This window comes from Haloechinothrix alba, assembly GCF_900188115.1.
GTDB classification, from domain to species: Bacteria; Actinomycetota; Actinomycetes; order Mycobacteriales; family Pseudonocardiaceae; genus Haloechinothrix; species Haloechinothrix alba.
This window is the reverse complement of sequence record NZ_FZNW01000002.1, coordinates 163,900-187,106: the sequence shown is the minus strand read 5'-3', so window position 1 is coordinate 187,106 and position 23,207 is coordinate 163,900. Positions and strand designations below refer to the sequence as shown.

Here is a 23,207-nt window from a genome sequence, read left to right as displayed (position 1 = left end):
GGCCGGACCAGAGCTCGAGGAGTGACAGCGGTAGCGTCGTGGCCGGTTCCGCGTGGGGACGAAGGGAAACATGTCGACAGATCACCAGAGCGTCGGGCGGCTCGTGCTGGCCGCGACGCCCCTCGGCGACTCGCGAGACGCCTCGCCCCGGCTGGTCGAGTCGCTGGCCTCCGCCGATGTCGTGGCCTCTGAGGACACCCGCAGGACCCGCTCGCTGGCAACCGCGCTCGGGGTCACGCCGCGCGGCAGGGTGGTGAGCTTCTACGACGCCGTGGAGGCAGCGCGCATTCCCGCCCTGGTCGAGGCGGTTCGGGCGGGCGAGACGGTGCTGCTGGTCACCGACGCGGGTATGCCCAGCGTCTCGGATCCCGGATACCGCATGGTGTCGGCGTGTGTGGACGAGGAGCTTCCGGTGACGTGCCTGCCGGGCCCGTCCGCTGTTACCACCGCGTTGGCGCTGTCGGGGTTCCCTCCGGACCGCTTCTGTTTCGAGGGGTTCGCCCCGCGCAAGCCGGGGGAGCGGGAACGTTTCCTCAGCGGGCTACGCGACGAGCCGCGCACGGCGGTGTTCTTCGAGTCCCCGCATCGGGTGGCGAGCACGCTCACGGATGCGGTACGGGTGTTGGGTGCGCAGCGGCGGGCGGCGGTGTGCCGTGAGCTGACCAAACCGTACGAGGAGGTGCGCCGCGGCAGCCTTGCCGAGTTGGCTGAATGGGCGGCCGAGGGCGTGCGCGGCGAGGTCACGGTCGTGCTGGCCGGGGCGGTCGCCAGGGAGCCGGACCTCGCGGAGCTCGTCGCGGTCGTGCGGCAGCGCACCGAGCGGGGCGAGCGTCTCAAGACGGCAGCCGCCGCGGTCGCCGCCGAGTACGGTGCCTCGAAGAACGCCTTGTACGCAGCTGTACTCGCCGCGCGTGCCGAGGAGTGACGCCGCGCTGGTAGTCCCGCGGCGGCTGGATCAACACTGCTGTACTCGCCGCGCGTGCCGAGGAATGAGGTCCGGCTGGTAAGCCATGCGGCGGCTGGATGAACACTGCTGTACTCGCCGCGCGCGCCGAGGAGTGACGCCCCCGCGCGGTGCCCCTAGTGCTGTTCCCGCGCGTCGAGCTCGCAGGACTGCTCGGGTGCCGGGTGCCGCGACCCTTCGGCGGGTGGAAGGGTCTCCCTGGCGGGCAGCCACACCAGGGCGGCGACGAGGCTCAGCATGCCGGTGACGAGGAACGCGACCGGGTAGGAGATGCCGTCGGCCAGCGCGCCCGCGGCGAGGGGGCCGATGATCGCGCCGATGTCGGCGGACATCTGGAACGTGGCCAGGACGGGGCCGCCGCGGCCTTGCGAGCCGACGACGTCGGCCACGGTGGCTTGCTTGGGCGGTTGCAGCATGCCGGTGCCGATACCGGCCACCACCGTGGCGATCATGAACTCGGTGATCGAGTCGCTGAACCCGATCCAGCTGGTGCCACCGGCCGAGGCCAGCAGCCCGAGCAGCACCAGGGGCTTGCGCCCGATGCGGTCGGCCACCCTGCCTGACGGCATGAGCATGACCAGGTTGGCCGCGGCGAACACCGCGAACGCGATCCCGGCGAAGGCTTCCTCCTGCCGCAGCACCTCGACGATGAACAGCGGGACCAGCGATACGCGCACGCCGAACACGGCCCAGCCGGTGGCGAAGTTGGCCAGCAGCGCCGAGCGGTAGGCGTGGTCCCGCAGCGCGTCCACCAGCCGGACGGCAGGGGTGTCGTTGCTGTCCACCTTGGCGATGAGGGGCGAGCGCCGCAGCAGGAGCCACACCAGCACCGTCGCGATGATCAGCAGCACGGCGTAGAACAGGAACGGGGCGCGCAGGTTGATGGTGATCAGGCCGCTGCCTGCCAGCGGTCCGGTGACGTTGCCCGCGAGGAAACCCGCCCCGAACAGGCCCGATGCCCTGCCGCGCAGCTCGGCTGGCGTGACCCTGATCAGCAGGGCGATCGCCGAGACGGTGAACATGGTCGAGCCGATACCGCCGAACGAGCGGAACAGCACGAGCTGGGTGTAGCTGGCGGCGAAGGCGGCCGCGCCGGTGGACACCGCGACGATGAGTAGCCCGCTGAGGTAGATGCGGCGCTCGCCGAGCAGGGATACTCCCTTGCCGGCTACCGGGGCGAACACCAGGCGGGCCAGGGCGAACGCGCTGACGACGAACGAGGCGGCCGTCAGGCTGACGTCGAAGGTGCGCGCGAACATCGGGATGGCGGGTGCGACGATGCCGAACCCGGCAGCGATCAGGAAGTTCGCGCTGGCCAGTACCCACACCTCGCGGGGAAGCGACCGTGCCGGCGCGGAGACGTCACGCGTGGACACCAACCGGGCTCCCTTCCCTGACTGTTTAGCTACGCAAACTATATGTGCCGGGGGGAGCCGAAGGTGACATCGGTTCCTTCTACGGAGCCCGATGTCACCTTCGGCTCCCCCCGGCGATGAGGCGTTCGGGCTCGTCACCGCGGCGTCCGGGTGTGGGCGGGGTGCCGAGCAGCCGTTCGAGAGGAGCGGCCTTGTGCAGGCACTCCTGCCATTCGAGCTCGGGATCGGACGACGCCGTGATCCCGCCGCCGACCCCGAGCTCGGCATCGAACGCGCCCGAGGCATTCCTGTGCAGCTCGAGCGTGCGGATCGCGACGTTGAGCTCCGTGCCCGCCACCGGCGACGCCAGGCCGATCGACCCGCAGTACACCCCACGCGGGGCGGGCTCGAGCTCGGCGATGAGGTCGAGTGCGCGCGGCTTGGGGGCGCCGGTCACCGAGCCGGGTGGGAACGTGGCCCGCAGCAGGTCCTCGTCGCTCGCCTCCGGGGCGAGGGTGCCCGCGACGGTCGACTCGAGATGCCAGACCCCGGGAGCCTCCCGGACCGTGAGCAGCTCGGGAACCTCCACCGTGCCGACCGTGCTCACCCTGCCCAGGTCGTTGCGGACCAGGTCGGTGATCATGACGTTCTCCGCGACGTCCTTCTCGGACTCGCGCAGGAGCCTGGCATTGGCGTCGTCGGCAGGTCCGCGTCGCGGCAGGGTCCCCTTGATCGGGGTGGAGTGCACCCTTGTGCCGTGCCGTGCCAGGAACAGCTCGGGGGACAGGGAGGTGACCGCACCCCAGGGGCCCGCGAGGTAGGCGGCCCTGCGTGGACGCATGGCGGTTATCCCCTCGGCGAACAGCTCAGCGGGGGACCCGACGAACGTGCCGGTCAGCCGCGTGCAGATATTGGTCTGGAAGACCTCGCCGCGCCCGATGGCGTCGATACACGCGGACACGGCCCTCCGGTGCGTCTCCCCGGGCGGGCGCCGCAGCGTGGCCGGTTCCCACCCGTGCGACTGCCTGGCGGGCTCCGGGAGGCGGAGCAACTCGCCCAGCTCGTCCGCGAGCTCGGTGGGGTCGCCGTCACCGTCCTCGACGAGGGCCTCGAACCACCACTGGCCGTCGTTGTCCAGGCGCAGCACATGGTCGACCCACCCCCAGCCGGCAGGGGGCAGGGCCCCTTGCCGCGCGGAGGGGTCGGTCAGGTCGTAGGAGAGGTACCCGATCCAGCCGCCGCCCACGGCCCCCGGCACGTCGCAGTCGACCTCCGGCTGGGCGGCGGGTACCGCGAAGGCCGCGTTCGCGCCGGGGCAGGCGGTGATGCGCACGGCAGGGGCGAGGACGGCCCGCGAACCGAACCACTCCCCGGTCAGCGCGGCGGGCGGCGGAAGGCCGGCGTCGCGGGCCCGCACGTCCAGCAGCGGGAGCACCTGCTCCGGCAGCTGGGTGGACGGTAGGGGCCTGCGCACCAATCGCATACCCCTATCGTCGCGCGCGCGTACCACCGCCGCTCACCCGGGAGGGTGTACACCGGCGTCCTCATGCGCTCTCCCTGCGCGGATGCGCGCCGAACAGCATGACGGAGGTGACTCACGTATCGCCGGGGGCGAGTGGCGCACGGGCGCCCGCGAAGGAAAGGCCACCGGCTACGCGGTGACGCCGTATCCGTAGGCTTGACGACCATGAGCACACCCGTGTTGACCGCGGTGGCCTGGCCCTATGCCAACGGTCCCCGCCACATTGGCCACGTTTCCGGTATCGGCGTTCCTTCCGACGTCTTCGCCCGCTACCAGCGAATGGTCGGCAACAACGTGCTCATGGTCTCCGGCAGCGACGAGCACGGCACACCGATCCTGGTGCAGGCCGAGAAGGAAGGGCTCACCCCGCGCGAGACGGCCGACAAGTACCACAAGGTCGTCGCCGAGGACCTGCGCGGCCTCGGGGTCACCTACGACATGTACACCAGGACCACGACCGGCAACCACTACGCGGTGGTGCAGGACATCTTCCGCGCGTTGCACCACAACGGCTACATCATCCCGAAGACCACCACCGGCGCGGTGAGCCCGTCGACGGGCCGGACGCTGCCCGATCGCTACATCGAGGGCACCTGCCCGCTCTGCGGTTCCGACGGTGCGCGGGGCGACCAGTGCGACAGTTGCGGCAACCAGCTCGACGCTGCCGAGCTGATCAATCCGGTCTCCCGCATCAACGGGGAGAAGCCGGAGTTCGTTGAGACCGAGCACCTGTTCCTCGACCTGCCCGCGTTCACGGATGCCCTCGGCTCGTGGTTGTCCACCAAGACGAACTGGCGATCCAACGTCCTGAACTTCACCAAGAACCTGGTCGAGGACATGCGGCCCCGGCCGATCACTCGTGATCTGGACTGGGGCGTGCCGATCCCGCTGGACGGGTGGCGCGACCAGTCCATGAAGCGCCTCTACGTGTGGTTCGACGCGGTGATCGGCTACTTCTCGGCGAGCGTGGAATGGGCGCGCCGCAGCGGCGACCCGGACGCGTGGCGGCAGTGGTGGAACGCACCGGACGCCCGCCAGGTGTATTTCATGGGCAAGGACAACATCACCTTCCACGCCCAGATCTGGCCTGCCCTGCTGCTCGGCCACAACGGCGCGGGTGACAGCGGGGGTGAGGTGGGGCCCTACGGCGAGCTGAACCTGCCGAGCGAGATCGCCTCCAGCGAGTACCTCACCATGAGCGGCTCCAAGTTCTCCACCTCGCGCGGCACCGTCATCTACCTGAGGGACTTCCTGCGGGACTTCGGCCCGGACACGCTGCGCTACTTCATATCCGCGGCCGGGCCCGAGACCCAGGACGTGGACTTCACCTGGGACGAGTTCGTCCGCAGGATCAACTTCGAGCTTGCCAACGAGTGGGGCAACCTGGTCAACCGGGCGGTATCGATGGCGCACAAGAACGTCGGCGCGATCCCGCGTCCCGGAACACCCACCCAGGACGACGAGGAGCTCAAGGCGACCGCACGGGCCGCTTTCGACACCGTCGGGGCCCACCTGGAACGTTCCCGGTTCCGCGCTGCCACGGCCGAGGCCATGCGGGTGGTCTCGGCGGCCAACAAGTACATCTCCGAGCAGGCTCCGTGGAAGCTCGCCGACGACACGGAGCGCAGGGACACCGTGTTGCACACGACCCTCCAGGTGGTCTCCGACGCCAACACGCTGCTGACGCCGTTCCTGCCGCACGCGGCCCAGCAGGTGCACGAGCTGCTCGGCGGCACCGGCGTGTGGGCGGCACAGCCTGAGCTGTCCGAGGTGGACGACCTGGACACCGATGGCCGGGTCAACACGATCATCACCGGGGACTACACCACCGAGCAGGCACGGTGGGAGTCCGTGCCGATCGCGGAGGACCGCCCGTTGAGCAAGCCGAAGCCCCTGTTCGGCAAGCTGGACCCTGCGCTGGCCGAGACGGGACCGGAATGGGCACCGATCAAGGAAGACGGGCACCAGGCATGAGCGAGGAGCTTCCCCCGGTGCCGGAGCCACTGCCTGCGCCGGTGATCGACGCGCACACGCACATGGATGCCTGCGGGGCCACGGACGCCGCGGACGTCACCGCGATGGTGGATCGGGCCGAACGTGCCGGGGTCGCCGGCGTGGTCACCGTCGCCGATGACCTGGCCGCCGCACGGTGGGCAGTCGACGCCGCCTCGTGGGATCCGCGCGTGCGTGCCGCGGTGGCGATCCATCCGACCCGCACCACCGATTTCGGAGCGCACGAGCAGCAGGCGATCGAACAGCTGTCACGTGTGGACGAGGTGGTCGCCGTAGGGGAGACCGGGCTGGACTACTACTGGGACTTCGCCCCGCCGCACGCGCAGCGGGAGGCGTTCCGGTGGCACATCGATCTCGCCAAGCGAGTCGGAAAGCCGCTCATGATCCACGACCGGGATGCGCACGAGGACGTGCTGCGCATCCTGGAGGAGGAAGGCCCGCCTGCCGACGTGGTGTTCCACTGCTTCTCCGGCGACGCCGACATCGCGCGGCGGTGCGTCGAAGCAGGCTACGTGCTGTCCTTCGCAGGGACGGTGACGTTCCGCAACGCCCGGCAGCTGCACGCCGCGGCCCGGCTCGTGCCGCGCGAGCAGATCCTGGTCGAGACGGACGCGCCGTACCTGACACCACACCCGTACCGGGGTCGGCCCAATGAGCCGTACTGCGTGGCGTACACGGTGCGCGGGCTGGCCGAGCTGCGCGAGGAGCCGGTCGCCGAACTCGCCGCGGCCACCACGGCGACAGCGCGCCGGATCTTCGGCGCCGGAGAGTGGGCCGGGGCTACAGCGCGCTCCGGGAGCGCGCCAGGTGAGCGGCGGGCACCCTGAGGACGCGTACCGATGGACGCGCAGTGGTCAGCCACGGATCGTGACATCGCGGTGAACGGACTGCGACGCCAGTGGCCTCAACTCGTCCACGCGTGGTGTGACGACGGACACGCCGCCGCGCGCGGTGATTGCGGAACCCGCTGCTGTCCGTTATTGTCCTGTGACCGTACCGTCCGGTCATGGAAAGCCGTGATCGGGATCGGGCTCATCAGCACTTCGGGGGGTGCGGAGCCACACGCCGGAACCGCTTGCGCGAAAGGGATACAGCCCTGTGACTGTTGATGAGTCGCGCGGAAACTCGCGCTACGGCAGTCGATGGCACACATCGGACGCCGCGGTATCGGGACCCGTCGGCACTCTCGCGCGGCCCCACCAGGACTGGCCCCAGCAGGACTGGCCGCAGCAGGACTGGCCGCAGCAGGACTGGCCGCGTGCCGACGTCGACCACCCTGAGTTCTCCGCCGAACCACGCATCACGTACCAGGATCTCCGTGCCGCACTCGGGCCGCAGGTCGACCAGATGATGGCCGAGGCCGACGTCGACGCCGACGAGCTGATCAGGCTGGTCAACGCGCAGACGACGGTCCTGCCTGTCATCCCGGACGTGCCCGACACGCCGGGTGGGCTCTACATCGACGAGGCCTTGACCACCGAGCTACCGGTTGTCGCAGAGCCGGAACCGGAGGAGTCCGGCCTCGGCACCGCGGTGAAGCAGTGGAAACGGCGCTTCCTCAAGGGCGCGGTCGCCGCGGTACTCATCACGCTGACCGGCGGTGGTGCCAGCGCGCTCGCGATGAACAAGAGCGTCACGGTCGAGGTCGACGGCCAGGAGCAGACGGTCCGTAGCTTCGGCTCCACGGTCGGCGACGTGCTCGACGACGCGGGTATCTCGGTCGGCACGCACGACGCGCTGTCCCCCTCGCCGGACGCCTCGGTCAGCGACGGCGGGGTGATCAGCCTCGAACGCGGCAGGCAGCTCGAGCTCATCGTGGACGGGGAGACACGGGAGTCCTGGGTACGCGCCACCACAGTGGACGAGGCCCTTGGCCAGCTCGGACTGGGCGACATGCTCGATGAGGGTGCCTGGGTCTCCGAGTCCCGCCGCAGCGAGGTGCCGCTGGACGGCATGACGCTCGAGGTCAAGTCGCTGAAGACCATCACCGTGGTCGACGGTGCGGAGGAGCCGCAGCAGCTGACCACCCACGCGGTGACCGTCCAGGAGCTGCTCGAGGAGCTCGGCCTCGAGCTTGGCTCGGACGACGCGGTCGCGCAGGGCGTCGGCACCGAGCTCAGCGACGGCGAAGAGGTCCGGATCAACCGCACGGGTACCTCCGAGATCGAGGTCACCGAGGAGATCGAGGCGCCCGTCGAGGAGGTCGAGGACACCGACCTCGGCGTGGGTGAGCGCGTGGTCGAGGAGGAAGGCGCAGCAGGCGAGAAGCTGGTGACCTACCGCGTGACCCAGCGCAACGGCGAGGAGGTCGCGCGGGAGGAAGTCAGCAGCGAGGTCCTGAGCGAGCCGGAGCCCAAGGTGGTCCGGGTCGGCCCGGAGAACCCGCCGATCAGCGACGCAGCCGTCTGGGACCGTCTCGCCCACTGCGAGTCGACCAACAACTGGTCCATCAACACCGGCAACGGCTACTACGGGGGCCTGCAGTTCGACAAGCCGACCTGGGACGAGTACGGCGGCACCCGGTACGCGGCTTACCCGCACGAGGCCAGCAGGGAGCAACAGATCGCGATCGCGACCAAGCTGCGGGACGCTCGCGGCGGTTACAGCGCCTGGCCTGCCTGTGCGGAGAAACTCGGCCTACCGACCTAGTGCCCGGCAGCCGCCGAGCCGCAGGCCTCCTCGGGTACCACATGTGCACCGGAGGGGCCCTTCGGCCTCCCGGGCACGGCCCTCGCGCCAGGCCGTAGGCTGGGCAGTGTGGCCGGAACCTCGGATGTGGCACTGCTCGGTCCGGCGGACGTTCGCTCCCTGGCCGCCGAACTGGGGATACGCCCGACCAAGAAGCTCGGGCAGAACTTCGTGCACGACCCCAACACGGTTCGCCGTGTCGCCGGGCTCGCCGAGCTCAGTGGTGAGGACGTCGTTCTCGAGGTCGGTCCCGGTCTGGGGTCGCTGACCCTGGGGTTGCTCGACACCGGAGCGAGCGTGGTGGCCGTCGAGGTCGACAGCGGGCTGGCCGGATGCCTGGCGCGCACGGTGGCAGGCCGTGCCGGCCGGCACAGCGACCGGTTGACGGTGCTGTGCGCGGACGCGCTGCGCTTGGAGGCCGCTGACCTGGAACGCCCTCCCACCACCCTGGTCGCCAACCTGCCGTACAACGTCGCGGTGCCCGTCGTGCTGCACCTGCTCGCCGCGTTCCCCTCGGTGCGTCGCGCCCTGGTGATGGTGCAGGCGGAGGTCGCGGACAGGATGGTGGCCGGGCCCGGCAGCCGGGTGTACGGGGTGCCGAGTGTGAAGCTGGCGTGGTTCGGCACCGCGCAGCGTGCGGGCGCCGTGCCGAGGTCGGTGTTCTGGCCGGTGCCCAACGTGGATTCCGCGCTCGTGCGGTTCGACCGTGGCGAGCCGCCTGCGTCCGGGGACCGCGAGACGACGTTCGCGCTGGTCGACGCGGCGTTCGCGCAGCGGCGGAAGATGTTGCGTGCCGCGCTCGCCCCGTGGTTCGGCTCCGCAGCGCGGGCCGCCGAGTCGCTGGTCTCGGCCGGCATCGACCCTGCTACGCGCGGGGAGCGTCTCACCGTGGCCGACTTCGCGCGGCTCGCCGCCCAGGTGCGGGCCGCGGATTGTGACGTAAGTCAATGAGGTGCCCCCGTGGCTTGCCAGCAGGCAACCAGATGCGCTGTAATACGTGAGGTATCCATCCCGAGCGGCTGAGAGACCTGGCTCGCTGAAGCCGCAGCAACCGCCCGCAGGGCCACGCCGGATCGCGTGCTCCCCGTCACCACGGGCAGGTGCTACCGCCAGGTTCGATGGAGGAGTGCATGTACGTATCACGACTGCTGACACGACGTCGTGTCGTCGACGAGGGACGTCGGACCAACAGCGCCTGTCGTCGCTGACCGGTCCGTCCCCGTCCGCCTTCATCCCGCCCGTTCCGGTAGTGAGCCTGCCGAGCCGCGCGCGGGAGACCTCATCGAGGAGCATGTCGTGATTTCAGCTGAGAGTATCTCCAAGTCCGCGGCCGTGCCGCATACCTCGCCGACCCCGTCCGGGGCCATGGCGCTCTACGACGTGAGTACCGAGATCCCCGAGGGCTCGCTGAGCGGGTTGCTCGGCCCTGCGGGGTCGGGCACGTCGACGCTCGCGGCGATCCTGGGACTGCACGACGCGCCGGACTCCGGCGTGGTCCGCTTCAACGGCGTCGATCCGGTCGCGCTGGAAGCGGGCAAGCGCCGGGAGCTGCGCGCAAGGATCGGCCGCGTGGACTCGCGCTACGTGCTGCACCCGGAACGCACGGCCGCCGGCAACATCGCGGCCCCTCTCGAGCGTGCCGGCCTCGACGGCCCGGCGCGCAGGAAGCGGGTCGCCGAACTGATCGACCTCATCGGGCTGACCCGTGGGGCTGCCCGCAGGCCTGCCGAGCTCAGCGAGGGGCAACGCAGGCGGGTGGCGCTGGCGCGGGCGCTGGCTTCGCGCCCGTCGTTACTGATCGCCGAGGAGCTGACCGACGACCTCGACGGGGAGCAGTCGGGCGGGGTGCTCGCCGCGCTGGACAGAGCGTGGGCCGAGTACGGCATCACCGTGCTGGTGGCCACCACGGATGCCGGCGTCGTGCGCAAGATCTGTGACCATGTCAGCGTGCTCTCCGGCGGGCGGCTGGTGGAGAGCGGTGCGCTGCTGGAGCTGCTCGGCGACCAGGACAGCGTGACGGCGCGCAGCGTGCTTCCTGCCGTGGCGCACTCGGGCGCGGCGGCGGGCTTCGACCGGCTGGTCGATGTCGTGCTGGTCGGGCACGCGACCGTGGCCTCGGTGCTCGGTGAGGCGAGTACGCGGTTCGGCGTGGAGCTGAGCACGCTCGGGGGTGGAGTCACGAGGGTCGGCGACACGCCGGTGGGGCGTTTCCGGCTGGGCCTCAGCGGCGCGGACAGCGATGCAGCGCTGCGCTGGATCTCCGAGCACGGCGGCAGGGTCAGCGAGGCCGACCTGGGCATGGCCGGGGTCGACGAGCTGCTCGCCCACCAGACCCGCAGCCTCGCGGGCGTCGCAGTGTAGGGCGCGCCGTTCCGGGCTGAGCTACACGCCTGCGGGGGGTGCCCAGGTACGCTGGGACCGTGCTAGCCGTTGTGCCGCCGCCCGTCACGGTCCGCGCGCCATCCAAGATCAACTTGCATCTGGGTATCGGGGACCAGCGCTCGGACGGGTATCACGAGATCAGCACGGTGTTCCAGGCACTGTCGCTGTCCGACGACGTGACCGTGGCCGCCTCCGAGGAGCCGGGCGTCGACGTTCAGGGTGAAGGCACGGGCACGATCCCGCGGAACTCGGACAACCTTGCGTGGCGCGCCGTCCGCTTGCTCGCCGACCACGTCGGGCGGCCGGAGGACGAGGCCGGGGTCCGGGTGATGATCCGCAAGGAGATCCCGGTGGCAGGCGGCATGGCAGGCGGGAGCGCGGACGCGGCAGCCGTGCTGGTCGGCCTGTCCGCGCTGTGGGACCTGGACGTCACACGGGAGGACCTCGGCACGCTGGCCGTGCAGCTCGGCAGCGACGTCCCGTTCGCCCTCTCCGGCGGCACCGCGCTGGGGACCGGGCGCGGCGAGCAGCTCGTTCCCGTGCTGTCCAGGCACACCTTCCACTGGGTGCTCGCCTTCGACAACCGGGGCCTGTCCACCCCGAAGGTCTACGGCGAGCTGGACCGGTTGCGTGCCGTGGGCGACCCACCGCGGGTGGGTTCCTACGACCCGCTGGTCGAGGCGCTCGCCTCCGGGGACCCCCGCCAGCTTGCGCTGCTGCTCGGCAACGATCTCCAGGCGGCGGCGGTGTCGTTGCGGTCGAACCTGCGCCGCACGCTGCGTGCCGGGGTGGAGGCCGGTGCGCTCGCCGGGGTCGTCTCGGGTTCCGGCCCGACGTGCGCCTTCCTGTGCACCGACGGCGACTCGGCCGTCGAGGTCGCGGCACAGCTCGCCGGAGCCGGGGTGTGCCGCACGGTGCGGGTGGCGCACGGGCCCGTGCACGGTGCGCGCATCGTCGACGGCGAGGACTCGCCGGAGCCGACACCCCCGCCGCAGGTCCACGCCTGAACGTCCGCGGTGAACGGGCCGCCGCGGCCGGGGACGTCGCAGGTTCCCGGCTGGGGTGAATGAGGTACCCGGACGGGACAATGGTCCAGAACGCTCGTCGAGAGGCTGGAATCCGTACATATGGCGAACCTGATCAACACCGAGTCGATTGCCAAGTCCTATGGCGACCGGGAGTTGCTGCGTGGCGTCTCGCTGGGCATCGACACCGGCGACCGGATCGGGGTCGTCGGCCTGAACGGGTGCGGCAAGACGACCCTGCTGGAGATCCTCGCGGGTGTCGAACCCCCCGACAGTGGCCGTGTCAGCTGGGCGCGCGACCTGCGGCTGGCCGTGGTGACGCAACGGACCGACCTCACATCCGGTGCGCGGGTCGGGGATGCGGTGCTCGCCGGTTACACCGCCGACCACGAATGGGCCGCGGACCCGCGGGTGCGCTCCATCGTGCACGGCCTCGGGATCGACACGCTCGGTTTCGACACCGATGTCAGCACGCTGTCCGGGGGCGAGCGGCGTCGGGTGGCACTGGCCGCGGAGCTGGTGCGCGAGCTCGACGTGATCGTGCTCGACGAGCCGACCAACCATCTCGACATCGAGGGCGTGAACTGGCTGGCCGAGCACCTGCTCGCGCGGCGTGTCGCACTGATCGTCGTCACGCACGACCGCTGGTTCCTGGACACGGTGTGCAGCCGCACCTGGGAGGTGGTCGACCTGTCGGTCGAGCAGTACGAGGGCGGCTACGCCGACTGGGTGTACGCGCGGGCCGAGCGGGCCCGTATCGCCAAGGCCACCGAGGACAAGCGCCGCAACCTGGCGCGCAAGGAGCTCGCCTGGCTGCATCGCGGGGCGAAGGCGCGGACCTCCAAACCGAAGTACCGGGTGGAGGCCGCCGAGGCGCTGATCGCCGACGTCCCGCAGCCGCGGGACACGGTCGAGCTGCACGCCTTCGCGCGGCGCAGGCTCGGCAAGACCGTGGTCGAGCTGGAGGACGTGACGCTGCACGCGGGGTCGGTCCCCATCCTGGACTCGGTGACCTGGCGTATCGGCCCCGGCGAGCGGATCGGCATCGTCGGGGTGAACGGCTCGGGCAAGACCACGCTGTTGCGGCTGATCGGCGGGGAGGTCGAACCGGACGAGGGCACCCGGGTACAAGGCAAGACGGTGCGGCTCGCGCAGCTGGTGCAGGAGCTGGAGGACCTGCCGGGTGAGCGGCGGGTGCTGGAGGCCGTCGAGGACGTCGCCCGGCGTGTATCGCTCGGCAAGCAGGAGTTCACCGCCTCGCAGCTCGCGGAACGGTTCGGATTCGGTTCCTCGCGGCAGTGGACACGGGTCCGCGACCTCTCCGGCGGCGAGCGCCGCAGGCTCCAGCTCGCCAGGCTGCTGATGAGCGAGCCGAACGTGCTGCTGCTCGACGAACCGACCAACGACCTGGACATCGACACGCTCCAGCAGCTGGAGGACGTGCTCGACTCGTGGCCGGGCACCCTCGTCGTCGTCTCCCACGACCGGTACCTGGTCGAGAGGGCGTGTGACTCGGTGTACGCGCTGCCTGGTGACGGGACGGTCACGCACCTGCCGGGCGGTATCGACGAGTACCTCGCGCGGCGCGGGCGGCACGTCGCGCCCGGGCACAAGGACACCGGCGGGGCAGGGCGCAAGGAGACCACCGGCTCCGCCGCTCAGGAGGCGGCCGCTACGCAGCAGCGGCCGGCCACAGCGGATCGGCCGAGCGCGGCCGAGCAGCGCGCGGCGCGCAAGGAGCTGGCCAAGCTGGAGCGCAGACTGGACACCCTGGCAGGCCGGGAACGTGAGCTGCACGAGGAGCTCGCGGGGGCGGCCACCGATCCCGATCGCCTGATGGAGCTGGACACCGAGCTCAAGTCCGTTCGGCAGGAGAAGGACGAGGTGGAGAACCGCTGGATGGCCACGGCCGAGCAGGTCGAGTGATCACCACGGGCACGGGCACAGATAAGCTCGGGGTCATGAGTCGCTTCGTTGACACGCTGACCGCGACGGCAGCAGGCGTCGGGCTGCGTACCGGGATGACCACCGGTGAGCCGCACGAGCCGGTTCGCAGGACCTGGGCAGAGGTGCACGAGCGGGCGCGCGGGGCAGCGGGCGGGTTGGTCTCCGCCGGTCTGCGCCCCGGAGCCGCGGTGGGTGTGCTCGCAGCAGCCCCCGCCCTGATCGCTCCGGTCGCTCAGGCCGTGTGGCTGGCAGGCGGCAGCGTCACGATGCTGCACCAGCCGACACAGCGCACCGACCTCGCCGAATGGGCAGAGGACACGATCCGCGTGCTGCGGATGATCGGCTCCGACCTTGTGCTGCTCGGCGACCCGTTCGAGCAGCTGGCTCCGGTGCTCGACGAGCACGGCATCCAGTACCGGATGATCGCCGACCTGCTCGACGCCGAGCCGCTCGCCGAGCCGGTCGGCGCGGCTGAGGACGATCTCGCGTTGCTGCAGCTGACCAGCGGCTCCACCGCGGAGCCCAAGGCCGTCAAGATCACGCACCGCAACCTCTACTCGAACATGACGGCGATGATGGAGCGCTCCGAGTTCGACCCGGAGTTCGACACGATGGTGTCGTGGTTACCGCTGTTCCACGACATGGGCATGGTCGGCCTGCTGACCGTGCCCATGACCTTCGGCGTGGAGCTGGCCAAGGTCACGCCCGCGGACTTCCTGTCCGGCCCGCTGCTCTGGCCCGAGCTGATCAGCAAGTACCGCGCGACCATGACGGCGGCGCCGAACTTCGCCTACGCGATCACGGGCAAGCGGATGGCCCGGGTTGCCGAGGACGATGCCTACGACCTGTCCAGCCTGCGTATCGCGCTCAACGGGGCCGAACCCGTCGACGAGGAGTCCGTGCGCACGTTCGTCGAGGCGGGGCAGCGCTTCGACCTGGACCCCGGGGCGATCTTTCCGGCCTACGGGCTGGCCGAGTCCACGCTGGCGGTGTCGTTCGCCCCGATCGGCTCGGGCCTGGAGATGGACGTGGTCGAGACAACGGCGCTGGAGACGCGGAACATCGCGGTCGCCGTCCCGGAAGGTGACCCGCGGCGCGGTACCGAGCAGGTCCGCTCGTTCGCCGTGCTCGGCAGGCCATTGCCGGGGCTCGAGGTCGTCGTGGTGGACGAGAACGGTGCCGAGCTCGGCGAGCGCGAGGTCGGCGAGATCAGGCTCAGGGGGTCGGCCATGACCCCGGGGTACCTGACCACCGACGGTCCGGTAGCCGCGCTGGACAGTGCCGGATGGTTCGCCACGGGTGACACCGGCTACCTGGTCGACGGGCAGATCGTGATCTGCGGTCGCAGCAAGGACGTCATCATCATGGGGGGTCGCAACATCTACCCGACGGACGTCGAGCGGGCGGTGTGTGCGGTGGACGGTGTGCGTGCCGGAAACGCCGTCGCGGTGCGGCTCGACGCGGGCACCCGCAGGGAACGGTTCGCGGTCGTGCTGGAGTCGAAGTCGGCAGGCGACGAGGAGGCCGAGCGGACCATCGCCAGGGAGGTCTCCAAGCGCGTGGTGGATGCCGTCGAGATGCGCCCCTACGCCGTTGTGGTGCTCGAGCCGGGCAGCCTGCTCAAGACCCCGTCCGGCAAGGTGAAGCGCGCGGCCACGGCGTCCCATTTCGCCGAGGAGATCACCCGGCGCGGCCACGTCTGACGGTCGGCCACGCCGGGCCCGCCGGCACACCGTGTCGACCCGTTCGGCACACCGTGTCGGGCTGGTCGACACCTCGTGTCGGGTCAGCGCGCGTGGAAGATCGTCTGTGCCGCCGCGAGACCCTTCTCCAGCAACGTCTCGACGGCGTCGGCGCAGGTCCCGATGTGCAGGTCGAGCTCGCGGCGCTCGGCCGCGGAGAAGTCCTTGAGCACGTAGTCCGCGGCGGGCATCCGGCCGGGCGGGCGGCCGACACCGAAGCGCACCCGGTAGTAGTCCTTCGTGCCGAGCGACTTGGTGATCGACCGCAGGCCGTTGTGCCCGCTCTCCCCGCCGCCGAACTTCAGGCGAACCGCACCGAAGTCGAGGTCGAGCTCGTCGTGCACGGCGACGACACCGGACGGCTCGATACCGAAGTACCGTGCGAGGCCGGATACCGGACGGCCGGTGAGGTTCATGTACGAGCGCGGCTTGGCCAGCACGACGCGACAACCTGCCAGCCTGCCCTCGATGACATCGGCGCGCGCCTTGTGCGACGTGAACTTCTCGCCCATCCGGGAGGCCAGCTCCTCGAGGACGCCGAAACCGATGTTGTGCCGGTTGCCGGCGTAGCCGGGGCCGGGATTGCCGAGGCCGGCGAGCAACACGCGCTCGCCGGCTCCGGGGACATCGCTGGGTTCGGTCACCGCTGGCGGCGCAGGTCAGTCCTGCTCGTCGCCGGAGGCGGAGCCCTCGGTCTCCGACGGGTCCTCGACCATGCCCGCGCCCTCGGTGTCGGCCTCGGCCTCCATCGACTCGGCGCTCGGGGCCTCGTTCACCGCGACGACCAGCGCCTCGGGGTCGGTGACCAGGTTGGCGCCCTCGGGAAGCTCCACGTCACCCGCGTTGACCTGGGTGCCGATGTCGGCGCCGTCGATCGAGACCTCGAGGTACTCCGGGATGTGCAGCGCGTCCACCTCGACCGACAGCGTGTCCAGGTCGTGGTTGACGAGGCTGCCGCTGATGGCCTCGCCCGTGATGTGCAGCGGGATGTCCACGGTGACCTTCTCGCCGCGCTTGAGCACGAGCAGGTCGACGTGCTGGATGTAGTTCTTCAGCGGGTGCACCGTGATGGTCTTGGTCAGCGCGAGCTGGCGCCGCGAGCCGTCGACGTTCAGGCTGAGCACCGCGTTGCGCCCGTTCTCCCGGATGACGCGGGCGAACTCGATGGTGGGCAGGGTGAGGTGCTTGGGGTCGGTGCCGTGCCCGTAGAGCACCGCCGGGATCTTGCCCGAGCGGCGGAAGCGGCGTGCGGCGCCCTTGCCGAACTCGGTGCGGGGTTCGGCGGTCAGACGTACCTCGGACACTGGTGTTCTCTCCTTGCGATCGTGGTGCGGATCGTGACCGGGTCGGCGGTCGAGCCGCTGACACAGGAGCGTGTTCGAGGCGCGCGAGCACATGCTGCCGCATACCGCCACGCCGATCACGCTGGGCCGTGCCTGCTTCGTTGGGCCCGCCTCGCCGGGGCAACTCACCCATCGTACCCGCCCCGCCGCGACCGGCCGGTCACCCCTCACCCTGCGGTGTGCTGAATGACGCTTTCAGTCCATCTCGTGGACTGAAAGCGTCATTCAGCCTTCCGAAGGGAATCAGGCTTGGCCGTCGAACATGCTGGTCACGGAGCCGTCCTCGAAGACCTGCTGGATGGCTGTCGCCACGAGCGGGGCGATGGACAGCACCGACATCTTGGCGAAGCGCTTCTCCTCAGGGATCGGCAGCGTGTTGGTCAGCACGACCTCCCTTGCCGAGCTGTTCGCCAGGCGCTCGACGGCCGGATCGGACAGGATCCCGTGGGTAGCGGCGATCACGACATCCGACGCGCCCTCGTTGAGCAGCGACTCGGTCGCCTTCACGATCGTGCCGCCGGTGTCGATGATGTCGTCGATGAGCACGCACAGCCGCCCCTGAACCTTACCCACCACACGGTTGGCCACCGCCTCGTTCGGCTGGTCCGGGTCGCGTGTCTTGTGGATGAACGCGATGGGCCGGTCGCCGAGCTGCTGCGCCCACTTCTCGGCAAGGCGCACGCGGCCCGAGTCGGGGGAGACCACCGTGATGTCGCTGGTGCCGTAGTTGTCGCTGAGGTACTGGCAGAGCACGTTCTGCGCGAACAGGTGGTCCACCGGGCCGTCGAAGAAACCCTGGATCTGTGCGGTGTGCAGGTCGACGGTCATGATCCGGTCGGCGCCCGCCGTCTTGAACAGGTCGGCGATCAGCCGTGCCGAGATGGGCTCACGCCCCTTGTGCTTCTTGTCCTGGCGGCTGTACGCGTAGAACGGCATGATCACGGTGATCCGTTTGGCGCTGGCTCGCTTCAGCGCGTCCACCATGATCAACTGTTCCATGATCCATTCGTTGATCGGCGGGCACTGGCTCTGGATCACGAACGCGTCGACGCCGCGCACCGACTCCTCGAAGCGCACGAAGATCTCGCCGTTGGCGAAGGTTCGCGCCTGCTGCGGGGTGACGCTCACGTTGAGGTGCTTGGCGACCTCTTCGGCGAGCTCGTGGTGCGATCGCCCGGCGAAGAGCATCAGGTTCTTCTTGGGGGTCCCCGACTTGGGGCTCATGACTGCGACTCCCGATCCGTCTCGCTGTGGTCCATCGTGGCTCGTGCCTTCCGTGCCGCATCGGCGGCAGGTGTGTCCGGCCGTCGCCGCTCGACCCATCCGTCGATATTCCGTTGTGATCCTCCGGATACCGCAAGGGTCCCCGGAGGCACGTTCCGGCGCACGACTGCGCCCGCCCCCGTGTGCGCACCGTCGGCGAGCGTGACCGGTGCTACCAGCACCGTGTCCGAGCCCGTGCGCACGTAGGAGCCGACCGTGGTGTGGTGTTTGGCGACACCGTCGTAGTTCGCGAACACGTTCGCGCAGCCGATATTGCTGTGCTCACCGATGGTGGCATCGCCGACATAGGTCAGGTGCGGGACCTTCGTGCCGGTCCCGATGTCCGCCTGCTTGGTCTCCACGAAGGTACCGATCTTGCCCTCGGCGCCGAGGCGTGTGCCGGGCCGGAGGTAGGCGAACGGCCCGACGGAGGCGCCGTCCCCGACCTCCGCGTCGGTGCCGTGCGTGCGCAGCACGACGGCCCCCTCCCCGACGCGGACGTCCGTCAGCGTGGTGTCGGGCCCGATGCTGGCCGCATCCCCGACGGTGGTACCGCCGCGTAGCTGCACACCCGGCTCGACGACCACGTCGGGGGCCAGCGTCACGTCCGCGTCGATCCAGGTACTCGCCGGATCCACCACGGTCACACCGGCGCGCTGCCAGTGCCGCACGATGCGCCGGTTCAGCTCGGCGCCGACCGCGGAGAGCTGGACACGGTCGTTGACGCCCTCGGTCAGCCACGGGTCGTCGGCGACGAGCGCCCCGACGGTGTGACCATCCTCCCGCGCGATGCCCAGCACGTCGGTCAGGTACAGCTCGCCCTGCGAGTTGTCGGTGGACAGCCGCTCCAGCGCACCGGAAAGCACCCCGGCGTCGAACGCGTACACGCCGGAGTTGATCTCGTTGATGGCCAGCTGCTCCGCGTCGGCGTCGGCCTGCTCCACGATGGCGCGGACGGCAGAGCTCTCGTCGCGCACGATCCGGCCGTAGCCGGTGGGGTCGGTGAGTACGGCTGACAGGATCGTCACCGCATGCCCTGCGGATTCGTGCTCGGCCAGCAGTGCGGACAGCGTGTCCGTGCCCAGCATGGGCACGTCCCCGTAGGTGACGAGCACCGTGCCGGTCAGCGGCCGGGGCAGGGCGGCGAGACCGCACGCCACCGCGTCGCCCGTTCCGTTCTGCTCGGGCTGTACGGCGGTGGCAGGTTGCCTGCCGAGGCGATCACCGACGCCGGAGAGGTGCTCGTCGACCGCAGCGCGGGCGTGCCCGACCACGACGACGAGGTGCTCCGGGTCGAGTCCGGCCGCGGCGCGCACGGCATGCTCGACCAGTGACCGGCCCGCGAGCATGTGCAGCACCTTCGGGGTGGCCGAGCGCATGCGGGTGCCCTCGCCCGCCGCGAGGATCACCGTGCTCAGCGGGTCTCTTCCTGTTCGCTCGTTCGGCAAGTTCACCGTGTGACCACCTGTTACGGCTGGAGTGCTGTCCTGTCGGATGCCGCGTTCCACGCCTCGTGCCGGGCGGTTGCCACGGCCGATGCCGCGTGGAACCTATCCCGAGGACCGGCGTCGTGGCCGTGTCGAGGCGCCCTCCTCGGTCATGATGTCTCGGGAACCTGATCCTACGTGCCCGCGTGTCGCGATCACTGAGGGCGTACTTCGCTGCCTGCTTCGTCCGGGTCCTCAGCGGGAAAGTGGCCGTCGCCGCCGTCCGCGGTCGTGGTGGCGACCTGGCTGCCGCCGCCACGTTTGGCCTGGTACATCGCCTCGTCGGCACGGGAGAGTACGGCCTCGGGATGCTCGTGCGGTGCCATCGACACCAGGCCGATGGACAGCGTGACGCCCTGGGAGAGGTGGCTGGGTATGGCGGCGACGGCGCTGACGGCGCGGTTCATCGCGGCTTTCGCGGAGGAGGCCGGTGCCCCGGGCAGCAGCACGATGAACTCGTCCCCGCCGTAGCGGGCCACGAAGTCGTCGCCGCGCAGGGAGTCGCGGAGCGTGCTCGCGATCACACGCAGGACGTTGTCTCCCTCGGCGTGCGACTGCTCGTCGTTGACGACCTTGAAGCCGTCCAGGTCGACGAGCGCCACCGACAGCGGCTGCGCCGCCGCGGACCCGGAGAGGGTGCGCAGCTGGTCGTCCAGGGCGCGCCGGTTCGGGAGCCCGGTCAGCGGGTCCTGGAACGCCTGCGCGGCGATCGCGCCGTGCTCCGCGGACAGGCGCTCGTGCTCGCGGCGGGTCTGCAGGGTGACCGCGCGGGACTCGCGCATCGCCCAGAGCTCGGACTCGAGCGTGTCGGTGTAGGTACGCAGCGCTTCCGGGAGCTCGGCGTAGGGAGCTGTCTCGAGCCGGACGAGCTCGCGTTCCAGCGCGATCCGGATGGCGGTCGGCGCGTTGCGGTCCCGCATCTCCTGGAGCGCGCCCCGCAGGACGTCGACGCCCTCCGTGGTACGTTCCTGCTGTTCCAGGCAGCGCACCAGCGCGATCGCGACGAGCGGCTTCTCGTGCGAGGCGGAATGGCTGGTCTTCGGGAGTAACCGGGTGAGCCGGTCGATGTGTGCCGCGCCGGGGCTGGCGATGCCCACCGCGGCCGCGAGCGTGCCGATCTGCTCGACCGCCGGGGCCTCCGACCTGCGAAACAGCGACTCCGCGAACGGCGCCTCGGCCGAGCCTGCCATCGATGCCGCGAGGTGGAACTTCTCCCGGGACTCCGCGACGCGACCGACGCGTTCCAGGCGCAGACCCCATGCCAGCATCATGGTGATCAGGTTGAACACCTGCAGGGTGATCTCGTGCGGCCCGGCGCTGTCCCGGAGGGCGCGGTGGGCCATCGTGCTGACCTCCTCGGCGACCTCGTAGATCGCCAGCTCGTTGAGCACGATCCAGCAGTCGACCAGGGTGCTGGCCAGTGTCCGGTCGAACGCGCGGCGTTCCTCGGATGCCGAGGGCGCCGCGATGTCGTCGACGGTCGCCAGCGCGCGGGCGAGCTCGGTCAGCGCGGCGTCTTCCTTGTCGTCGAAGGCCAGCAGCCTTCCCTGCAGCGCGTGGGCGCCCGCACGCTGCACCACGAGGCCGTGCTTGCGGGAGTGGGCGAGCAGCTCGTCGATCAACGGCTGGGCGTCCTGGTTGCGGCCGGGCAGGGCCAGCCGCCCCATCGCCGCGCTCCGCAGAAGGTTGGCGATGAGCGCGGGGTCGCCGCGGCGTTGGGTTTCGCCGAGGATGGCGTCGATCTCGGAGATGATGACGCGCTGCTCGTTGCTGCTGACCAGCTGGACGGCGGCGCGCAGTTCGCGCGCGCGGCCTGCCAACCAGGCGTCGGAGACCTCGTGCAGGGCTGGTCGCCTGGCCGGCTGCCGATCATCCGCTCGCTCGCGCAGCGCGCCACCCCTTGCCGATCGTGGTGTGCTCCGCCGCCAGGATTCGAACCTGAACTGTCAGAACCAAAATCTGAAGTGCTGCCAATTACACCACGGCGGATCGGGTACGACCGCATCGTACCGCGCGGCCTGCGCGCCGGTTGGCCCGTGCACGCAGGCGCCACCACCCTAGCGGTTGGTCCGGCCGCCGTCCGGGGGACGGGGCCTCCCGGTGGGAGGTGGCGGCCGCCGGGCACTCCTTTTGGCGGTCGGACCGGAGCTTGGGGTGTCGCTGCGGTTGGTCCGGCCGCCGTCCGGGGGACGGGGCCTCCCGGTGGGAGGTGGCGGCCGCCGGGCACTCCTTTTGGCGGTCGGACCGGAGATGGGGGACGTCACTGCGCACGGTCCGGGTTCGGGGCCGGTTCGCGCCGCACACGGGGAAGTTGATGAGTCTTCCGCGGCACAAGGCACTCCCCAAGACGTATAAGTTCCGGTACCGTAGGTTACGGGACCGTAGGTAAGGCGATGCTGACTCGCCACCTTGTTGACAGTACGACGCAGGAGGTAGCGAAGCCCATGACGGCAACTCTGGACCGGCCGACCGGACCCGCTGATCAGCCTGAGCCCGCGGGAGCGAAACCCGTCATGAGCGGGAACCGGACGGCCGGCGTGCAAGCCTCCGTCTACCTCGGTGTCGTGATCCCGCTGCTGGCTCTGGCCGCCGCGATCCCGTTCGCGTGGGGATGGGGGCTCGGCTGGGTCGACGTCGGGCTGTTCGTCGTCTTCTACCTGTTCTCCTCGCTCGGGGTGACGGTAGGCTTCCATCGTTACTTTACACACAGCTCGTTCAAGGCCAAGCCGTGGTTGCGCAGCCTGCTGGCGATCGCCGGGAGCACGGCCCTGCAGGGCCCGGTGATCACCTGGGTCGCCGACCATCGAAGGCACCACGCCTTCTCGGACAAGGAAGGCGACCCGCACTCGCCGTGGATGTTCGGCACCTCGCCGTGGGCGTTGGCCAAGGGCTTCTGGCACGCGCACATGGGGTGGCTGTTCGAGCGCGGCAGCACCAACGTCGAGCGCTTCGCCCCGGACCTGGCCAAGGACCGCGCCATCGTGCGGATCGACAGGCAGTTCGCGCTGTGGACCGCGGTGAGCCTGGTCCTTCCGGGTGTGCTTGGTGGCCTGATCACCTGGTCGTTGTGGGGTGGGGTCACCGCGTTCTTCTGGGCAGGCTTGGTACGCGCAGGCGTGCTGCACCACGTGACGTGGTCGATCAACTCGATCTGCCACATGATCGGGGAGCGGCCGTACGCCGCGCGGGACCGGTCCGCGAACTTCTGGCCGCTGGCCATCGTGTCGATGGGCGAGTCCTGGCACAACCTGCACCACGCGGACCCCACCTCGGCGCGGCACGGTGTGGGTCGCGGTCAGTTCGACATCTCTGCCCGGCTGATCTGGATGTTCGAGAAACTCGGCTGGGTATGGAACGTACGTTGGCCTACCGAGCGGCGGCTGGCCAGGCTCTCCGCCAAGTCCGCGTAACCGTGCGGGGGCAGCGCGGCGAACGGCGCGGCGGACAGTGTAGCGAGCACTGCCGCCGGCCGTCTC

Annotated in this window: 16 protein-coding genes, 1 tRNA gene, 2 pseudogenes and 1 riboswitch; of the genes and pseudogenes, 11 read left to right on the top strand and 8 right to left on the bottom strand. The window is 70.2% G+C overall.

What is annotated here, in order from left to right:
- Positions 1-70 precede the first annotated feature (70 nt).
- On the top strand, positions 71-925 hold the full coding sequence (gene rsmI / locus CHB84_RS02380) for a 16S rRNA (cytidine(1402)-2'-O)-methyltransferase (RefSeq protein WP_089299796.1): 855 nt from the start codon (positions 71-73) through the stop codon (positions 923-925).
- A gap of 155 nt (positions 926-1,080) precedes the next feature.
- On the opposite strand, the gene CHB84_RS02375 is transcribed toward rsmI, so the two are convergent.
- Positions 1,081-2,340 carry an MFS transporter gene (locus tag CHB84_RS02375; RefSeq protein ID WP_089299795.1) on the bottom strand — a complete coding sequence of 420 codons (1,260 nt, stop codon included), beginning with the start codon at positions 2,338-2,340 and terminating at the stop codon, positions 1,081-1,083.
- Positions 2,341-2,434: 94 nt separating this feature from the next.
- Complete coding sequence (locus CHB84_RS02370) at positions 2,435-3,802, bottom strand: aminodeoxychorismate synthase component I (RefSeq protein ID WP_089299794.1); 1,368 nt, start codon at positions 3,800-3,802, stop codon at positions 2,435-2,437.
- Positions 3,803-4,006: 204 nt separating this feature from the next.
- Between CHB84_RS02370 and metG the strand changes: the two genes are divergently transcribed.
- From metG to CHB84_RS02330, 9 genes and pseudogenes are all read left to right on the top strand, one after another.
- The gene (metG, locus tag CHB84_RS02365; protein WP_089299793.1) at positions 4,007-5,815 is read left to right on the top strand and encodes a methionine--tRNA ligase; all 1,809 of its coding nucleotides are present in this window, start codon (positions 4,007-4,009) and stop codon (positions 5,813-5,815) included.
- The gene (locus CHB84_RS02360; RefSeq protein WP_089299792.1) at positions 5,812-6,681 is read left to right on the top strand and encodes a TatD family hydrolase; all 870 of its coding nucleotides are present in this window, start codon (positions 5,812-5,814) and stop codon (positions 6,679-6,681) included. Before metG ends, CHB84_RS02360 begins: the two co-directional genes overlap by 4 nt.
- A 472-nt stretch (positions 6,682-7,153) precedes the next feature.
- Positions 7,154-8,503, top strand: coding sequence for a resuscitation-promoting factor (locus CHB84_RS02355; RefSeq protein ID WP_245818516.1), 1,350 nt, complete (start codon positions 7,154-7,156; stop codon positions 8,501-8,503).
- A gap of 108 nt (positions 8,504-8,611) precedes the next feature.
- Entirely contained in the window at positions 8,612-9,493 is an 882-nt protein-coding gene (gene rsmA / locus CHB84_RS02350; protein ID WP_245818508.1) for a 16S rRNA (adenine(1518)-N(6)/adenine(1519)-N(6))-dimethyltransferase RsmA, read from the top strand.
- A gap of 52 nt (positions 9,494-9,545) precedes the next feature.
- A riboswitch (SAM riboswitch) is annotated at positions 9,546-9,667 on the top strand.
- Positions 9,668-9,838: 171 nt separating this feature from the next.
- Positions 9,839-10,903: an ATP-binding cassette domain-containing protein gene (locus tag CHB84_RS02345; RefSeq protein ID WP_342743905.1), complete on the top strand. Its 1,065-nt coding sequence runs from the start codon at positions 9,839-9,841 to the stop codon at positions 10,901-10,903.
- Between the two features lie 59 nt (positions 10,904-10,962).
- The gene (locus CHB84_RS02340; RefSeq protein ID WP_089299790.1) at positions 10,963-11,931 is read left to right on the top strand and encodes a 4-(cytidine 5'-diphospho)-2-C-methyl-D-erythritol kinase; all 969 of its coding nucleotides are present in this window, start codon (positions 10,963-10,965) and stop codon (positions 11,929-11,931) included.
- Positions 11,932-12,051: 120 nt separating this feature from the next.
- A pseudogene (locus CHB84_RS23970) lies at positions 12,052-12,450 on the top strand (ATP-binding cassette domain-containing protein); the annotation flags it as partial.
- Between the two features lie 516 nt (positions 12,451-12,966).
- A pseudogene (locus CHB84_RS23965) lies at positions 12,967-13,875 on the top strand (ATP-binding cassette domain-containing protein); the annotation flags it as partial.
- 35 nt (positions 13,876-13,910) lie between these two features.
- Entirely contained in the window at positions 13,911-15,599 is a 1,689-nt protein-coding gene (locus tag CHB84_RS02330; RefSeq protein ID WP_089299879.1) for a fatty acyl-AMP ligase, read from the top strand.
- A gap of 83 nt (positions 15,600-15,682) precedes the next feature.
- Here the strand turns inward: CHB84_RS02330 and pth are convergent, their stop codons facing one another.
- The 6 genes from pth to CHB84_RS02300 all read right to left on the bottom strand — a co-directional run bounded on the left by pth (position 15,683) and on the right by CHB84_RS02300 (position 21,720).
- Positions 15,683-16,282, bottom strand: coding sequence for an aminoacyl-tRNA hydrolase (gene pth / locus CHB84_RS02325; RefSeq protein ID WP_089299788.1), 600 nt, complete (start codon positions 16,280-16,282; stop codon positions 15,683-15,685).
- A gap of 15 nt (positions 16,283-16,297) precedes the next feature.
- Positions 16,298-16,942: a 50S ribosomal protein L25/general stress protein Ctc gene (locus CHB84_RS02320; RefSeq protein ID WP_089299787.1), complete on the bottom strand. Its 645-nt coding sequence runs from the start codon at positions 16,940-16,942 to the stop codon at positions 16,298-16,300.
- A gap of 282 nt (positions 16,943-17,224) precedes the next feature.
- Positions 17,225-18,205 carry a ribose-phosphate diphosphokinase gene (locus CHB84_RS02315; RefSeq protein ID WP_089299786.1) on the bottom strand — a complete coding sequence of 327 codons (981 nt, stop codon included), beginning with the start codon at positions 18,203-18,205 and terminating at the stop codon, positions 17,225-17,227.
- A complete protein-coding gene (gene glmU / locus CHB84_RS02310) occupies positions 18,202-19,698 on the bottom strand; it encodes a bifunctional UDP-N-acetylglucosamine diphosphorylase/glucosamine-1-phosphate N-acetyltransferase GlmU (RefSeq protein WP_281251723.1) in 1,497 nt (498 codons plus the stop codon). Before glmU ends, CHB84_RS02315 begins: the two co-directional genes overlap by 4 nt.
- 188 nt (positions 19,699-19,886) lie before the next feature.
- Positions 19,887-21,551, bottom strand: a complete 1,665-nt coding sequence (locus CHB84_RS02305) for a GGDEF domain-containing protein (RefSeq protein WP_245818507.1) — start codon at positions 21,549-21,551, stop codon at positions 19,887-19,889.
- A gap of 97 nt (positions 21,552-21,648) precedes the next feature.
- Positions 21,649-21,720: transfer RNA gene (locus CHB84_RS02300), tRNA-Gln, on the bottom strand.
- Between the two features lie 455 nt (positions 21,721-22,175).
- Here CHB84_RS02300 and CHB84_RS02295 point away from each other — a divergent pair.
- Positions 22,176-23,141, top strand: a complete 966-nt coding sequence (locus CHB84_RS02295; protein ID WP_089299784.1) for an acyl-CoA desaturase — start codon at positions 22,176-22,178, stop codon at positions 23,139-23,141.
- Positions 23,142-23,207: the final 66 nt, after the last annotated feature.

What these genes read in the sequence shown, in the direction of transcription:
- CHB84_RS02315 (WP_089299786.1), bottom strand. Translation starts at nt 18,205, where the DNA reads ATGAGCCCCAAGTCGGGGACCCCCAAGAAGAACCTGATGCTCTTCGCC.
- CHB84_RS02330 (WP_089299879.1), top strand. Translation starts at nt 13,911, where the DNA reads ATGAGTCGCTTCGTTGACACGCTGACCGCGACGGCAGCAGGCGTCGGG.
- rsmI (WP_089299796.1), top strand. Translation starts at nt 71, where the DNA reads ATGTCGACAGATCACCAGAGCGTCGGGCGGCTCGTGCTGGCCGCGACG.
- CHB84_RS02370 (WP_089299794.1), bottom strand. Translation starts at nt 3,802, where the DNA reads ATGCGATTGGTGCGCAGGCCCCTACCGTCCACCCAGCTGCCGGAGCAG.
- metG (WP_089299793.1), top strand. Translation starts at nt 4,007, where the DNA reads ATGAGCACACCCGTGTTGACCGCGGTGGCCTGGCCCTATGCCAACGGT.
- CHB84_RS02295 (WP_089299784.1), top strand. Translation starts at nt 22,176, where the DNA reads ATGACGGCAACTCTGGACCGGCCGACCGGACCCGCTGATCAGCCTGAG.
- CHB84_RS02360 (WP_089299792.1), top strand. Translation starts at nt 5,812, where the DNA reads ATGAGCGAGGAGCTTCCCCCGGTGCCGGAGCCACTGCCTGCGCCGGTG.